Annotated in this window: 18 protein-coding genes; all 18 read right to left on the minus strand. The window is 42.1% G+C overall.

Annotated elements, in window-relative coordinates; genetic code table 11:
* Positions 1-2: 2 nt before the first annotated feature.
* Positions 3-2051, minus strand: coding sequence for a chemotaxis protein CheW (locus JI667_RS04695; RefSeq protein WP_206850921.1), 2049 nt, complete (start codon positions 2049-2051; stop codon positions 3-5).
* A 15-nt stretch (positions 2052-2066) separates the two neighbouring features.
* A complete protein-coding gene (locus JI667_RS04700; RefSeq protein WP_206850922.1) occupies positions 2067-3146 on the minus strand; it encodes a protein-glutamate methylesterase/protein-glutamine glutaminase in 1080 nt (359 codons plus the stop codon).
* Positions 3147-3155: 9 nt separating this feature from the next.
* Positions 3156-4013, minus strand: coding sequence for a MinD/ParA family protein (locus JI667_RS04705; protein WP_206850923.1), 858 nt, complete (start codon positions 4011-4013; stop codon positions 3156-3158).
* Positions 3994-5157 carry a flagellar biosynthesis protein FlhF gene (gene flhF / locus JI667_RS04710; protein ID WP_206850924.1) on the minus strand — a complete coding sequence of 388 codons (1164 nt, stop codon included), beginning with the start codon at positions 5155-5157 and terminating at the stop codon, positions 3994-3996. The genes JI667_RS04705 and flhF overlap by 20 nt, the downstream gene beginning before the upstream one ends.
* Positions 5154-7190 (minus strand): flagellar biosynthesis protein FlhA, encoded by a 2037-nt coding sequence (gene flhA, locus JI667_RS04715; protein ID WP_206850925.1) that lies wholly within the window; start codon positions 7188-7190, stop codon positions 5154-5156. The genes flhF and flhA overlap by 4 nt, the downstream gene beginning before the upstream one ends.
* Positions 7191-7208: 18 nt before the next feature.
* Positions 7209-8291, minus strand: coding sequence for a flagellar biosynthesis protein FlhB (gene flhB, locus JI667_RS04720; RefSeq protein ID WP_206850926.1), 1083 nt, complete (start codon positions 8289-8291; stop codon positions 7209-7211).
* A 1-nt stretch (position 8292) separates the two neighbouring features.
* Entirely contained in the window at positions 8293-9069 is a 777-nt protein-coding gene (fliR, locus tag JI667_RS04725; RefSeq protein WP_206850927.1) for a flagellar biosynthetic protein FliR, read from the minus strand.
* Between the two features lie 4 nt (positions 9070-9073).
* The gene (fliQ, locus tag JI667_RS04730) at positions 9074-9343 is read right to left on the minus strand and encodes a flagellar biosynthesis protein FliQ (protein ID WP_098351766.1); all 270 of its coding nucleotides are present in this window, start codon (positions 9341-9343) and stop codon (positions 9074-9076) included.
* 14 nt (positions 9344-9357) lie between these two features.
* Positions 9358-10023, minus strand: a complete 666-nt coding sequence (gene fliP / locus JI667_RS04735) for a flagellar type III secretion system pore protein FliP (RefSeq protein ID WP_206850928.1) — start codon at positions 10021-10023, stop codon at positions 9358-9360.
* Positions 10016-10654 (minus strand): flagellar biosynthetic protein FliO, encoded by a 639-nt coding sequence (locus JI667_RS04740; RefSeq protein WP_206850929.1) that lies wholly within the window; start codon positions 10652-10654, stop codon positions 10016-10018. Before JI667_RS04740 ends, fliP begins: the two co-directional genes overlap by 8 nt.
* Positions 10655-10676: 22 nt before the next feature.
* Positions 10677-11039, minus strand: a complete 363-nt coding sequence (locus JI667_RS04745; protein WP_206850930.1) for a response regulator — start codon at positions 11037-11039, stop codon at positions 10677-10679.
* A 39-nt stretch (positions 11040-11078) separates the two neighbouring features.
* Positions 11079-12251 carry a flagellar motor switch phosphatase FliY gene (fliY, locus tag JI667_RS04750; RefSeq protein ID WP_206850931.1) on the minus strand — a complete coding sequence of 391 codons (1173 nt, stop codon included), beginning with the start codon at positions 12249-12251 and terminating at the stop codon, positions 11079-11081.
* Complete coding sequence (fliM, locus tag JI667_RS04755) at positions 12241-13239, minus strand: flagellar motor switch protein FliM (RefSeq protein WP_206850932.1); 999 nt, start codon at positions 13237-13239, stop codon at positions 12241-12243. Before fliM ends, fliY begins: the two co-directional genes overlap by 11 nt.
* A gap of 34 nt (positions 13240-13273) precedes the next feature.
* Positions 13274-13675, minus strand: coding sequence for a flagellar basal body-associated protein FliL (gene fliL, locus JI667_RS04760; RefSeq protein ID WP_244668215.1), 402 nt, complete (start codon positions 13673-13675; stop codon positions 13274-13276).
* 20 nt (positions 13676-13695) lie between these two features.
* Entirely contained in the window at positions 13696-13911 is a 216-nt protein-coding gene (locus tag JI667_RS04765) for a flagellar FlbD family protein (RefSeq protein WP_206850934.1), read from the minus strand.
* A 71-nt stretch (positions 13912-13982) separates the two neighbouring features.
* The gene (gene flgG / locus JI667_RS04770) at positions 13983-14768 is read right to left on the minus strand and encodes a flagellar basal body rod protein FlgG (RefSeq protein WP_206850935.1); all 786 of its coding nucleotides are present in this window, start codon (positions 14766-14768) and stop codon (positions 13983-13985) included.
* A gap of 71 nt (positions 14769-14839) precedes the next feature.
* Positions 14840-15229, minus strand: a complete 390-nt coding sequence (locus JI667_RS04775) for a TIGR02530 family flagellar biosynthesis protein (protein ID WP_206850936.1) — start codon at positions 15227-15229, stop codon at positions 14840-14842.
* A gap of 11 nt (positions 15230-15240) precedes the next feature.
* Positions 15241-15873, minus strand: a complete 633-nt coding sequence (flgD, locus tag JI667_RS04780; RefSeq protein ID WP_206850937.1) for a flagellar hook assembly protein FlgD — start codon at positions 15871-15873, stop codon at positions 15241-15243.
* Positions 15874-15879 lie beyond the last annotated feature (6 nt).

Here is a 15879-nt window from a genome sequence, read left to right on the forward strand (position 1 = left end):
CCCTACTTTATTAACGCATTACAATCAATAATCAGTGCTACCTGCCCATCACCCAGGATGGTTGCTCCTGAAATCGCAAAAACGTCATTTAAATAATTCCCTAATGATTTTAATACAACTTCCTGCTGTCCAATGAAGGAATCCACGACCAGCCCGGCCATTTTTTCTCCTTTTCGAACAATGACAACCGAAAATAACTCTTCATCCTTGGAGTGTTTCGGTACTTCAAACACATCTTCAAGAAATAGCAAAGGTACAACTTTCCCTCTGAAATCAATCACCCTCTGATTATGTGCTTTCATGATTTCTTCCTTTTTCACAATGGCGGTTTCGATTATAGAAGAAAGAGGGATGGCATACTTTTCACTCTCTATTTCAACAAGCATGACAGAAATAATGGATAATGTAAGCGGCAGTTGGATGGAAAACAATGACCCATGACCCGCCGTGGAGTCGATTGTAATCGATCCTCCGAGTGACTCGATCGTCGCTTTTACCACATCTAATCCGACACCTCTGCCGGAAATATCCGATATCTGCTCTGCGGTAGAAAAGCCCGATGCCAATATAAGCTCGTAAATTTGTCTATCTGATAAGGTTTTGGCTGTTTCTTCTGAAACAATACCTTTCTGGATTGCCTTATTGAGGACCCTCTCTTTGTTGATTCCTGCTCCATCGTCTTCAAGTTCGATAAACACATGATTTCCGCTATGATATGCTTTTAACTTAACGGTTCCTTGTTCGGATTTGCCATTTTTGAGACGGACTTCAGGATTTTCAATCCCATGGTCCAGGGCATTCCGGATTAAATGGACGAGGGGATCCCCGATTTCATCAATCACGGTCCGATCAAGTTCCGTTTCGGCACCTATGATTTCCAATTCAATCTTTTTATTCAAGTCTCTTGCAAGCTGCCTGACCATACGTGGAAAACGGTTAAATACCGTCTCTACAGGAACCATACGCATATTAAGGATGATGTTCTGAAGGTCTCCCGAAATCCTCGTCATCCTTTCCACCGTTTCATTCAACTCGGGATTATTCAAATCACGGGAAATTTGTTCCAGCCTTCCTCTGTCGATGACAAGCTCCTCAAAGAGATTCATAAGAACATCGAGTCGTTCTATGTTCACTCGTATCGTTTTGCTAGAAGGGTTGGATTGTTTTGACACGTTTGCGGGCGGTTTAGCTGCTTGATCCTCTCTATGACCTTTTTCCACCAGCTCTTCCTGTGAAGGCTCATTAATTGAAACTTCTGGTTTATTCTGCTTCTGCAGGTGCTCAGCCGTCAGTTCGAGAACAGAGACTTCTTCAACTTCCGATACTTTTCGAACATGTTTTTCGAGATCAACTGCCTCTTCTTTCGATACAACAGCTATAACGAAAGAATGATCGAACTGCTCTTCTTCCAGCTGATCAACAGTGGGAAGGGATTTAATGACCTCACCCATTTTCCCCAGGACTTCAAAAACCATATATACTCGGGCAGCTTTAAGCAGGCAATCCTCACGCAAGGTAACGGAAATTTCAAAGCAGCGGAACCCCTGCTCATAGGATTCCTGAATGACCGTCTGTTCGAACGCTTCGTACTGCATGGATAATAATTCTGTATCAGTCGTTGCGGCAGCCACAGCGACCTCATTCCCTGCACGAGAGGCCGGGGGAATCATCTCTCCTTTTTCAATCGCCTGGAGCATGGCTACTACTTCAGTAACATCACGTTTGCCATCCCCGCCATCTGCAATGGAAAACACCATGGCTTCAAGGTCATCAACGGACTTAAACACTATGTCGAGTATTTCGGGAGTTACCTTTATTTTTTCATTTCTGATGGCATCAAGGACATTCTCCATTTTATGTGTGAGGTTAGCTAAATCCTCAAATCCCATCGTGGCAGACATCCCTTTTAAAGTATGAGCTGACCGAAAGATTTCATTGACGATAGCAAGATTTTGCGGATTTTTCTCTAGTTCCAGCAGCTGTTCATTACAGGTTTGTAGATTTTCTTTGCTCTCTTCTATGAATACTTCTAAATATTGACTCAATTCCATATACTACACACCTCTCTACACCATGTACGTCATTATTGATCGAGGAATATTCCCGATATGTTCCACCTTGTCCACTAACTTTGTTGCAATTGCCGATTTCGGCATCCCAAACACAATACACGTATCTTCTGATTCTGCAATAGCCAACACATCTCCATGCTCTTTAAGCTTGATCAATCCATCGGAACCATCAGAACCCATGCCTGTCATGATGACGGCTATTTTGCTGTAATTCCGTATCAGACTCGCAGACTCGAACAACACATCAACAGAGGGTCTATGGCCATTTCTAGGAGCTTCATCCTTTGAAAGCTGAATCGATAAATATTTGCCATCATCGAATATTCTGGTGTGGAAACCGCCTGGGGCAATATAGGCTGTGCCATTTTGAAGAACTTCGCCTTCTTCGGCTTCCTTTACGCGAATGGCAGATTGACCATCTAAACGATTAGCGAGGGATTTTGTAAATCCCGGGGGCATGTGCTGCACCACAACGATGGGTGCTTCCAGATGACGGGGCAATGCTGTCAACACGTTTTGAAGAGCGCGCGGTCCCCCAGTCGATGTCCCGATTAATATTAATTTAGGGATATTCAATGCCCTGTGGCGGTCAATCGATAAAGTTTCTGACACTTTACTCACGGTTGATACAGGGGCAGACCCCGGGTTCTTTTGGTACATATCCCTTATTTTTGTGACACTCACCTTACTTGCTGACACAACTTTTCCTACCAGCTCTTCTTGAATCTTGTGAAGGTCCAAGGAAATGGTACCAGAAGGTTTCGCAATGAAATCAACAGCCCCAAGCTCCATCGCTTTGACGGTTTCCTCCGTCCCTTCTTTCGTTGTAGAAGAAAGCATCACAACAGGTACCGGACATTCCTCCATGATGCACTTCAAGGCTTCGATCCCATTCATCTTGGGCATCTCCACATCAAGGGTGACGACATCGGGATGGAATTTCTTTATCTTCGTGATCGCGTCTTCTCCATTCCTTGCAAAGCCAATCACTTGAAGTTCACCTGAGGCTGTAAGAAAATCAGTAATCAGCTTCCTCATAAATGCTGAATCATCTACAACTAAAACCTTTTTCATTCAGGACTTTTACCTCCCAAAAAATAATTTTCGAATAGTCTTTACAAAGCCTGTTCCTTTAGTACTCTCATATTCCGCTCCCGTCAGGTGGTGTACCATGGCTCGCAGGCTCAGCGTCATGTCTGAAGATGGGTGACCAACGACAATGGGCGTTTGAGTGATGACGGCCTTCCTTACTGCCGAATCCTCTGGAAGGACTCCAAGAGAAACGATTTCCTTATGCAGAAACTTCCTCACGGTTTCTTGTAATCTATTAATCGTTTCAAGGCCTTCTTTTTTGTGTTCCGCCCGATTGCATATTAGATAAAACGGTTTTTCCCCGTCTCTTAAATAAATATATTTCATCATTGAATAGGCATCTGTTACGGATGTAGGTTCAGGAGTCGTAACAATGATGATTTCATCCATGGCAAGGAGAAACTCCAGTGTTTCCCTTGTAGCACCTGCACCCATATCAAAAAGAATATAATCATAATGATGAATGGCATAATCCATCACCTCGAAGAAGCGTTGTACTTGCTTATCCTGCCAGCCCACTATATCTTTCAGGCCGTTTCCACCGCTTATGTAAGAAATACCATGAACATTCTCACATATAATCGTGTCGATTTCTAGTACTTTTTCCTCAATATAGTCCATGATGGAGTAAGAATGATGACTCCCTAGTAAAATATGAATATTCCCCATCCCTATATCCAGATCAAACAGGAGCACCTTTTTATTTTCTTTACCGAGAAGAATGGAGAGGTTCGTCGATATATTCGATTTACCAACTCCTCCCTTCCCACTTACAATGGCGATCGTCTTAGCAGGAGCAGAGTCAGTCAGGAGCATCTTTCTCCTTAAGTTATAGGCTTGATCTTTCATGACAGAATCCTTTCATAAGCAATCGAACGACTTCATCCTCATTCACTTCTGTAATGTCTTCGGGAACATCCTGGCCATTTGTTACATAAGCTGCACCAATACCCGCTTCAGACATCATATTGATCATGGATCCGTAGCTGGACGTCTCATCCAATTTCGTGAAAATAAACCGATCGATATGAATGGATGAAAATTGGGAAATGATCTCCCTCATGTCTTTTTCTTTACTTGTTAATGAAAGAACCAGGTAGGTTTCCATCTGATGATCAAAATCGATGATTTTTTGCAAATCATCTACATATTTCTTTTCCCTGAAGTTACGCCCTGCTGTATCAATGAAAACATGATCGTAGTCCACGAATTTATCGATGGCTTTCTTAAAGTCCTCTATTTTATAAACGACTTCAACTGGCACATTCAGAAGACCCGCATATGTTTTTAATTGTTCAATCGCCGCTATACGGTATGTATCAGTGGTGATGAATGCGATTTTCATCCTTCTTTCAATCACTGCTTCTGCTGCCATCTTGGCAAGGGTCGTTGTCTTTCCGACCCCGGTAGGACCTATGACATTAATATATTTCCGTTTATAGCTTATACCTCCCAATTCGATTCCTTTTAAATGATGATGAAGAAAATGTTTCACTTCTCTGATAGCCCACTCATCCCGCCCCTCAACCGGCAGCGTCCCACTTCGGATCTTCTTTTCCAGCTGGTCTCCCAATTGAAACAAAGCTGAATCACTCACATCATGGTTCATTAGGTGAAAAAGGATTTCCTGCACATCTTCAGTGAATTTTTCAAACTGATTTTTAGATTTCAGGGTGGTAATCATTTGTTTCAATTCCTTTAATTCAGCTTCTACTACTCGATTAGATTCATTGACTTCCTTTTTCTCAACAGCCGGCTGAATGATTGATTTTGAAGCCGGCTTCGTTTTCACTCTGCCCAATTCCATCTTTTCATGTTCAACATCCGGATCTATGGCAGCGATGACTTCAATAATTTTTTTCTTAAACAGCCCCATAAATCCGCCAATGTAGGTGACTTTAGAATTTAATATGACTGCATTTTCTCCCAGTTCAGACCTGACCTTCTTCATGGCTTCGCCCATCGTCGGAGCAGAATATTTCTTTACCTTCATCCTATATTCACCACCCCTAAACTTTGTACTTCTACATTTGCCTCTAATTCGTTATACGAAATGATCGGAACCTGAGGGAAATATCTTTCCGTCAGCTGTCTAACGTACATTCTCACTGCTGGTGAACAAAGAATGACGGGAGACTCCTCCATAAGGGACAGCTGCTCGACTTGATTTGCAACAGCTTCCAATATGCCTTGCGAGTCATTTGGATCCATGGATAAATAATTGCCATGTTCCGTTTGTTGAATGGCATCCGCAATCATTTTCTCCACCTTGCCGCTCATGGTGACCACCTTTAACGAAGTATCACCCTGAACATATTGATTGGTAATCTGTCTTGCAAGTGACTGCCTTACATACTCTGCTAATAAGTCTGTATCCGAACTCATCTTTCCATAATCTGCAAGAGTTTCAAATATGATGGGCAGATTGCGAATAGATACATTCTCTTTTAATAGTTTGGAAAGGACCTTTTGCACTTCCCCGACTGTCAATGGATTCGGTGTCACTTCCTCAACAAGGATAGGGTACGATTCCTGCAGATGATCAATAAGTTGCTTCGTTTCCTGTCTTCCGAGCAATTCGTGGGCGTTGTTCTTGATTATTTCCGTAATATGAGTCGAGACTACAGATGGAGGATCCACTACTGTATAGCCAAAGATCTCTGCCTGCTCCTTCCTTTCTTCTGAAATCCATTTAGCCGGAAGTCCGAATGAAGGCTCGATGGTATCGATCCCTTCAATGGAGTCGTCTTCCACCCCTGGACTCATGGCCAAGTAATGATCTAAGAGCAATTCGCCACGGGCCATTTCATTCCCTTTAATTTTCAACCGGTATTCATTTGGCTGAAGCTGAATGTTATCCCGGATCCTTACAACAGGGATGACAAGGCCAAGTTCTATGGCCAATTGTCGCCTGATCATGACGATCCTGTCGAGGAGGTCCCCTCCTTGGTTTGTATCAGCTAACGGAATCAATCCGTATCCGAACTCAAATTCGATTGGATCGACATTGAGAAGATTCACTACGCTTTCAGGACTCTTCATCTCATCCTGCTCCACTTCTTCTTCCATTTCCATCAGGTCTGTTTCATTTTCTTTAGGTGACCTCGACAGCAGGTAGCCCCCGACCCCTAACAGGGCTGCAACCGGGATTGTTAAGATATCATTTATGGGAGTAGCCACACCCAGCATGAAAATGGTGAACGCAGATACATAGAGCATGACGGGATACGCAAGCAGCTGGTTCATAATATCCTGACCAAGATTCCCGTCGGAGGCGGCCCTCGTCACCACAATTCCTGTGGCTGTCGAGATTAACAGTGCCGGAATCTGACTGACGATCCCATCTCCCACGGTCAGGAGTGAATAACGGGTTGCTGCCTCTGCAATCGGAAGCCCCTGCTGGGTCATACCGATGATGATCCCAAATATTAGATTGATCATGACAATGACGATCCCGGCAATGGCATCACCTTTAACAAATTTTGAAGCACCGTCCATTGCACCATAGAAGTCGGCTTCTTTCCCAACTTTCTCACGTCGGTTCCTTGCATCATGCTCAGAGATCATTCCCGCATTTAAGTCGGCATCAATGCTCATCTGTTTACCCGGCATGGCGTCGAGTGTAAATCGTGCTGCAACCTCCGATACACGTTCAGATCCTTTCGTAATGACGATGAATTGAATAACAATCAATATGATGAATACAACAAGTCCGACTAGTATATTTCCACCAACCACGAATGTTCCAAAGGTTTCCACAACGTCCCCTGCTTCACCCTTACTAAGGATTGATCTCGTTGTGGAAACATTTAGACCCAATCTGAAAAGCGTCAATAGTAATAATAGGGATGGAAAAATAGAGAACTGTAACGGTTCATTCATATTCATAGAGATTAGGAGGACAAGTAAGGCAAGTGAAATATTAATAATAATCAATAAGCTTAATAACCAGGATGGGAATGGAATGATAAGCATGGCAACGATTAATATGACACTGGCTAATACGGATAAATCTCTTGCTGACATTGTTTCTCTCCTAACTGCTTACATCTGATTTTTTATTCGGTAAACATAAGCTAAAATTTCTGCTACTGCCTTGAAAAATTCTTCGGGAACGGCATCCCCTATTTCGGCTGAATCATAGAGCGAACGAGCTAATGGCCTGTTCTCTACCATCACGACATCATTTTCACCTGCGATGTATTTTATTTTTTGGGCAAGGTAGTCGACGCCTTTTGCCACGACAAATGGGGCATCCATTTTATTCTCATCATATTTAAGGGCAATGGCAAAATGAGTGGGATTGGTGATGACCACATCCGCTTCAGGAACTTCCTGCATCATTCGACTCATGGCCATCTCCCGTTGTCTTTGTTTAATTTTTGACTTTATGAGAGGATCGCCTTCGATGTTTTTGTGTTCATCCTTCAAATCCTGTTTCGACATCCGAATGTTCTTCTCAAAGTCATACTTCTGATACAGAAAATCAAAAAGTGATAAAAATAATAGAGCCAAAGAAGCTGCAATGCCCATTTGGACCGTTAAACTTGCCATCGTCGTCAAGGAAACACCAACGGATTTAAAGGATAGACTCAGTACCCGGTCGATGTTCATCCAAAGGATGACAAACGTAATCGCTCCTACAAATGAAATTTTTAAAATTGATTTCATTAATTCTACAATGGCCCGCAATGAAAAGATTCGTTTAAATCCTTTTATGGGATCGATCTTCTCCAATTTAGGCTGTATAGGTTCTGTCGTGAACATAACGCCCACTTGTATATAATTAGCGACCAAACCGGCAAGGAGCGCAACGAGCATGATTGGTCCAAGAAGTAAGGCAATCTCCTTCATCAAGTCCATTGTGATGACGTGAACGGTATTTTCCGTAAGCTCCATGAGCATGTATTCCTGAAATGTCTGATGAAACAGGTCAAACACGATATCCCCAATATAGGAAGCACTAAAAGTCAGAAATAAAAATACGGCAAGGAGGATGATGGCCGTATTGACATCCTGGCTTTTCGCTGTTTGCCCTTTTTTCCTGGCGTCTTCCCTTTTTTTCGGAGTCGCTTTCTCTGTCTTTTCCCCACTGAAATACTGTAGGTCTAATGATAGCCACTGCAATTTACGTGCCTCCAATAATTTTCATTAAATCTCTCATGGTTACAAACACCATTTCAAACAACTGCTGCACGACGGCAAACGTGACCCCCATGACAATGAACAATACGATAAACGCTACGGCAATTTTAATGGGAAAACCCACGACGAATACATTTAACTGGGGGACGGTTCGTGCTACGATCCCCAGTGCCACGTCTACCAGGAATAATGTAGCGACTACTGGAATGGACATTTGGAAGGCTATGATAAACATGGAATTAAAGGCAGAAATGACGTAATCAGCTAAGTTCTCATTACCAAACGGAATCCACGGCCGATCGATGGGAATTAATTGATAGCTGTAGAAAATCCCATCAAGTAATAGATGATGACCATTAAGGGCAAGCAATAACAACAGGGCGAAAGTGTACAAATATTGTCCTGTCAAAGGGCTTTGGGCACCTGTTTGAGGATCGATCACGTTTGCAATGGCAAATCCCATTTGAAAATCAATGAATCCCCCTGCAATCTGAATGGCAGACACAATCATATATGCAACAAAACCGATCAACAGTCCGACCATGGCTTCTTTCATGATCAATAAGAAGTATTGCCCATTGATCTCAAAAGCCTTTGAATCAATCGTGTAATACATCACCCAGGAGAGCACAACTGAAAAGGCAATCCGGTGCTGTGCAGGTATATTCCGGTATGAAAACAACGGCAGCGTGACAAAAAATGCCGAAACCCTGACAAACACCAGCAGATATACCGATAAAACGGGTACGAGTTCTGCCATTCTCTTACCCTACGAACCTTGTTAAATCCGAAAAAATCTGAGATGTATATGTCACAAGCTTAGTCAACATCCACGGTCCAAAGAAAACAATACCGATCATGACGGCCACTATTTTCGGGATGAATGCTAGTGTTTGTTCTTGTATCTGTGTCGTAGCCTGGAAGATACTGACGATCAACCCGACAACAAGGGCCAGCAGCAGCAATGGTCCTGACACAATGAGGGTTACGTAAATCCCCCTCTCTGCTATGGCAATTACGGATTCAGCATTCATTGAAACTCACCTACTTAAAAGCTTTGTAAAAGAGATTTTATTACTAAATACCAACCGTCCACTAAAACAAACAGTAATATTTTGAACGGCAGGGAAATCATGACTGGCGGTAGCATCATCATCCCCATGGACATCAGGACACTTGCTACGACCATGTCGATGACCAGAAACGGAATGAAAATCATGAAACCAATTTGAAACGCCGTCTTGATTTCACTTAATGCAAAAGCGGGCACTAAGGATGTAAGGGGAATATCTTTCACAGACTCAGGGCGTTCAGCCCCGGAATATTCCAGAAATAACTCCAGATCCTTTTGTCTGGTCTGCTTACTCATAAACTCTTTAAATGGTATTGAAGCCTTGTCGTAAGCTTCTTCCAGATTAATTTCCTCATTAAACAGAGGAGTCAAGGCTTCAGCATTCACCTCTTGAAAAGTAGGAGCCATAATAAAGAATGTAAGAAATAAAGAAAGTCCGATTAACACTTGATTTGGCGGCATCTGCTGTGTGGCAAGAGATGTCCGTACGAATGACAATACAATCATGATCCGGGTAAAAGAGGTCATTAATATCAGAATACTTGGTGCGAGCGATAAGACGGTGAATAGCAATAATAGCTTTACACTTGTGGAAACATTATCTGCCGAACTGCTGTTAAAAAACTCCATGAATTCATTCATCTGAATGATTCCCCTTATTCTTTAACTCTTCAAGCATCTTTTTTCTTCCCTTGTTCATTTCCTCCAGCTGAGATTTCAACTGTGATTGAAATGAGCTGTCAGGAGATTTAGGAGCAGTCCCCTTGAACTTCGTCATCAAGCTCGATACCGTTGTTTTAGCATTAGGAAATTGGGGTTCTTTATAGTAAGAAAGAATCTCTTCTTTTTCCCCCTCATCCTTTACCTCTTTCAAAAGCTGTATGTCTTCACCTACACCGAGTACCAGTACCTGTTTGCCTACCTTCACAATCTGGACGGAGCGATTCCCTCCAAGAGGGGCTCCGCCTAAATGATTAATTAACTTTGTCTGTTGAAACGATCTTCCCTTTTGATTGATGAACTTCAATAATAAATAAATGAGTGCCACCACAAAGACTAGGGCAATGATCATCTTTAGGTAATCTACAAACGTAACGGAAGTAGCAATTCCTGCTTCTGAACCATCCCCTCCATTCGTTTTTTGCCCACTGCATGAATCCGGTTGCTCAATGCAGTCTTTCACATTACTCACTTCTGCATGTGCTGATTGTTGTACGGATCCAACTGTTAGGAAGAAAAGCAGAATACTTACTAGAATTTGAAACTTTTTCAATACATGCACCTTCTTACTGATGTTAGCTTAACGCTTTTTGAATCGCTTCAATGACGCGATCCGCCTGGAAAGGCTTTACGATAAAGTCCTTCGCACCCGCCTGGATGGCATCAATGACCATGGCCTGTTGTCCCATGGCAGAACACATGATGATTTTGGCACCGGCATCAATCGCTTTGATTTCTTTCAGAGCTGCGATTCCATCTTTTTCAGGCATTGTAATATCCATCGTAACAAGGTCCGGTTTTAATTCTTTATATTTATCGACAGCCTGACTTCCATCAGCTGCTTCTCCTACTACCTCAAACCCATTTTTTGATAAGATATCCTTGATCATCATTCTCATAAAGGCTGCATCATCCACGATAAGAATTTTATTTGCCATTATCTTCATCCTCCATCATCTAATTAAGAATCATTTCTATTACTTTAATTTTTTTATTCGATCACTTTGACTAACAATGTCTGTAATCCGGACACCAAAGTTTTCATCAATGACAACGACTTCTCCCTTGGCCATCAGCTGGCTGTTCACCAGTATATCCACCGGTTCGCCCGCTAACTTGTCAAGCTCGATGATCGATCCTGATGATAATTCCAGGATATCCCTCACAGAACGGTTTGTTCTTCCAAGCTCTACTGTTACCTGAAGGGGGATATCCAATAACATATTTAAATTTTTAGTTTCCTGCTGCCCTAAGACTGCCGGCTCAAAGTTACTAAATGTAGCTGGTTGCACATTTACCGGCTCAGTGTACGATCCTTGGCCACCCAAATGCTGAGGACTCGACTGTATTCTCTCTGGAATTTCGTGGGCATGATGGTTTAAAGGTTCAGGTTCAGGTTCAGGTTCAGGTTCAGGTTCAGGTGGGTCCACTGGTGAATCCGCAACTGCCACTTCTTCAGCACCGCCGTTCATCAATTCATCAACAAGGCTTCTTGCAAAACTTAACGGCAGAAGCTGCATGATGTTAGAATCGATCAAATCTCCAATCTTTAAAGAAAAGGATACCTTTACAAGAAGATCCTGATCCGGAAGATTCTCCTCACCTTCGCCTTGTGGAATATACATAAGATCAATAGACGGCGGTGAAATATCCACCTTCTTGCTGAACACCGTGGACATGGATGTAGCAGCAGAACCCATCATTTGATTCATGGCCTCCTGGACTGCACTGAGCTGAATTTCACCAAGATCGCCTGAAGGGTTTCTTCCGTCACCACCGAGCATTAAATCAGCGATGATAGACGCATCCGATTGTTCGATCACCAACAAATTCACACCTGAGAACCCTTCCGTATATTGAACCTGGATGGCTACATACGGGTGAGGAAACTCCTCTTCTAAGTAGTTCTTATTGATTATGCTTACCATAGGGGTCGTTATTTCCACCTTTTGGTTTAATAACGTGGATAGAGCCGTTGCAGAACTCCCAAATGAAATGTTCCCAATCTCACCCAAAGCATCTTCTTCCATCGAGCTGATGTAATCACTCATATTAATCTCTTTATTATCTTCTGTGTGCACTTCAGGCTCAGCTGAACCCCGAAGCAATGCATCTATTTCATCTTGCGATAACATGTCATCACTCATCATCGTCGTCTCCCCCCTTCAACGGATGTAAAATTTGGACCGCCATTTTTTTGTTTGATTTACCTGGCTGAGCCGTAAACTTAGGAATCTCCCCTACTCTGATGGTTAATGGATCATCAATTCGTGTATTCATTTCTATAACATCACCTATTGAAAGCATTAAAAATTCTTCAATGGTAATATCCGACTGTCCTAATTCAGCTATAATCGGTACTTGCGCCTTTTTAATTCTTCTTTCAAGTTGAGCGGTCTCTTCGGGGTTGCTTTCTTTCCGTTTGGATTCCATCCAATAACTGCCGGACAGCTTCGGAAGAATCGGTTCTAATACAACGTGGGGAATACAAATATTAATCATTCCACTGGTTTCTCCGATTGTTGTGTTCAACGAAATCACCACTACGGTCTCATTGGGAGAGACCATTTGGAGAAACTGAGGGTTCACTTCAAACTCAGCAAACAACGGATCAACGTCCACTACCGTACTCCAAGCTTCCCTAAGATTCTCAAACGCCTTTTCAAATAATTGACTCATGATCCTTGTTTCGATTTCTGTCAAGCTATCCACCTTATTGACGCTTATACCCCTGCCTCCCATGACACGATCCATCATGGAATAAGCAATATTCGGATTGATTTCCATGAGGATCCTTCCGTCAAGGGGAGGCAATTCATACACATTCAATATAGTCATTTTCGGAACGGAACGTATGAATTCTTCATAAGGAATCTGATCGGCAGAAGCCACGTTTATCTGAACGTACGTTCTTAATTGGGCTGAAAAATATGTCGTTAAAATTCTTGCAAAGTTCTCATGAATCCTGGTCAAACTTCTGATTTGATCTTTAGAGAACCGCAGAGCCCTTTTAAAATCATATACCTTTACTTTTTTCTCTTCTTCTTCTTTTTTGAAATCATCCGCACTCATCTCCCCTGTATTCAGGGCAGATAACAATGCGTCGATTTCGCTTTGAGACAATATTTCACTTGCCATCTCTCCACCTCCAAACCTTCCACTCGCTGGTGTCTCATTGAATCATCATAGAGGTGATATACACTTTTTCTACTGCGCCTTCCTGCATAAGGGAGTTCACTTTGTCTCTCACCTTGGCTTCGACCAATTCCTTACCTTTTTTCCCTTGCAGTTCTTCCGCTTTCAATTCTGAAAGCTCTTCTATGATAATATTATTTACCTGAAAGTCTCTCTTTTCTAATTCTTTCTTTGCTTTCTTGCTATCCGTTTGGATTTTAAATGAAATCCGGATAAAGTCGTTGCTCATTAAATTCGTTGTCGTTTCAGGTATATCCACCGAGTTTTCTATCACTTCTTCAATGGAAGGTCCTTTTGCTTTTTCTTCCCCGGAAAACTTGAGAATAACAACCAATGCAACGACACCGACGAGGGTTATGGTCACCAATGAAATTATCATGATGGTCAGGGCTTTGCTCTTCAACTTTTACTCCCTCCCTCCTGTTGTAAATTCAGTAGAGTTACTTTTTGATAGAAAGAAAGTGACAGGACATCCACCTCATCCACTGTTTCTTTCACAACATACCGTCTACCGTTCGTTAACAAGATGGTCGTATCAGGAAACGCTTCGATTGTTTCTATGTATAGGGCATTTAACGTAAACGATTTACCATTTAGTCTGGTTAAAGTAATCATTAGTTTTTTGGACTGACTGAGCGTAGCAACTGCTTACCGAGCAGTCAGTCCCTTCCTCCCTTTGTTACGAATTATCGTTTCAAGTTTACAAGCTCTTGCAGGATTTCATCTGACGTCGTGATGATACGCGTATTTGCCTGGAATCCGCGTTGGGCAGTAATCATTTCCGTAAATTCTTCGGAAAGGTCTACGTTGGACATTTCTAAGAATCCGGATTCAATGGTTCCTATTCCTGCACTACCAGGAAAATCAATGGTTGGAGTCCCGGAATTTGTTGTTTCTCTAAAGTAATTACTTCCTGTCTTTTCTAAACCACCATCATTTGGAAATTTCGCTAATGATAATTGCCCAGCGGTTTTTAGTACACCATCTTTATCAATAAAATTCACCGTGCCGTCTTGTCCAATACTCATACTTTTAGCATCTGATGGAATATTTATTTTTGGTTTAAGGTAAAGTCCATCGCCTGTAACTAAATCCCCTTTATTATCCATATAAAAATTCCCCGCTCTGGTATAGAAGGTTTCCAAACCAGCTTTATCAGTTGCTTGAAAGAATCCGGATCCAGAAACAGCTAAATCCAGTACCCTTCCAGTTGACTGCAAACTACCGGTTGTATGAATGGTGTCGATTGTAGATATTTGTGAACCTAATCCCACTTGTCTGGGATTAACTCCTCCTCTTGTATCACCTGAAGCACTGGCACCTGAAATATTTTGATTAATCATGTCTTTAAATACTACACGACCTTTTTTATAACCGTACGTATTTACATTGGCGATATTATTACCGATGACGTCGAGTTTTGTTTGAAAATTTTTCATTCCACTAATACCTGAATACATTGAACGTAGCATGAATGTTTTCCCCTTTCGTATGAGCTGCTTCAATCATTCCACAGCGTTAGGCTCCCTTTTTCAGGTCCGGCCTATGAATCAATTATTATCGTTCCGTTAATATTTGTGAATATTTGAGAATAGGCTTCTTCTCTGTCGAGTGCCGTGATCACTGTTTGATTCTTCGCACTTACGATCAATGCGGCGTCCTTCAATATTACGAGAGAATCCTTTACGCCTTTCCCTTTTGCCTCATTCACTCTCTCACCGATTTTAGCCCAAGTCTCATTAGAAATGGAGATTCCTCTTTGTTCCATCCTCACCTTTGCATGCTTACTGATCTGCATGGGACGTACATCTTGAATCGCTTTATCCAACTGAGCTGAAAACGATGTAGACGGCCTGGCAGATTGATTAACTGCATTCTTATGGTAATGAGACGCGATAGGTTGAGGTGAGCGATGAAATAACGCCTTTTCCAAAAAACCACTTCCTATGATTCAATTTTGATCAATGCATCACTGGAGATTTTCTCTCCATCAACTGTATGGATCCAGATTTTTGAATCTTTCTTTGAGACAGACTGAACTACTCCGCCAAGCTCTCCCTCTTCTCCGTTCCATGTCACTTTTTTACCTATTAACAAGGAAGCAGTTACTAGAGAAGAATCTCCGCTACCCTCTGTATTCACTTGAGAAATATTTCCCGGAGTCAATATTGTTCCGTCTTCCATAATGAATTCAACAGAATCCCCTTTAAATCGGACACCTTTTACAAGACCTTGTCCTTCCTGAATTTCTGGGTTTTCCGTCGATTCCGATTCGATGATTTTGTGCCATGTAACTTGTTTCCCTACAAATTGATTGTAAGCGATCAATTGTGTTTGACTTTGATTGTCTACAAACTTCTTCATTGTTTGAGTCAGATTGGTCATTTGCTCTAATGAAGAAAATGTAGCCATCTGAGCGATAAAGTCCTTATCCTGCATCGGATTTAATGGATCTTGATTCTGCAATTGAGTCATCAGGATTTTCAGGAAATCATCTTTCCCTAATATGTCCTTTCCTCCTTCACGTTGCTTTGTTTGAAGGGTGGAAAACAGTAAACCCGGATCGATTTTCGTCATGTCATC

The sequence above is a fragment of the Bacillus sp. NTK074B genome (assembly GCF_017303375.1).
Classification (GTDB): Bacteria; Bacillota; Bacilli; order Bacillales; family Bacillaceae_B; genus Rossellomorea.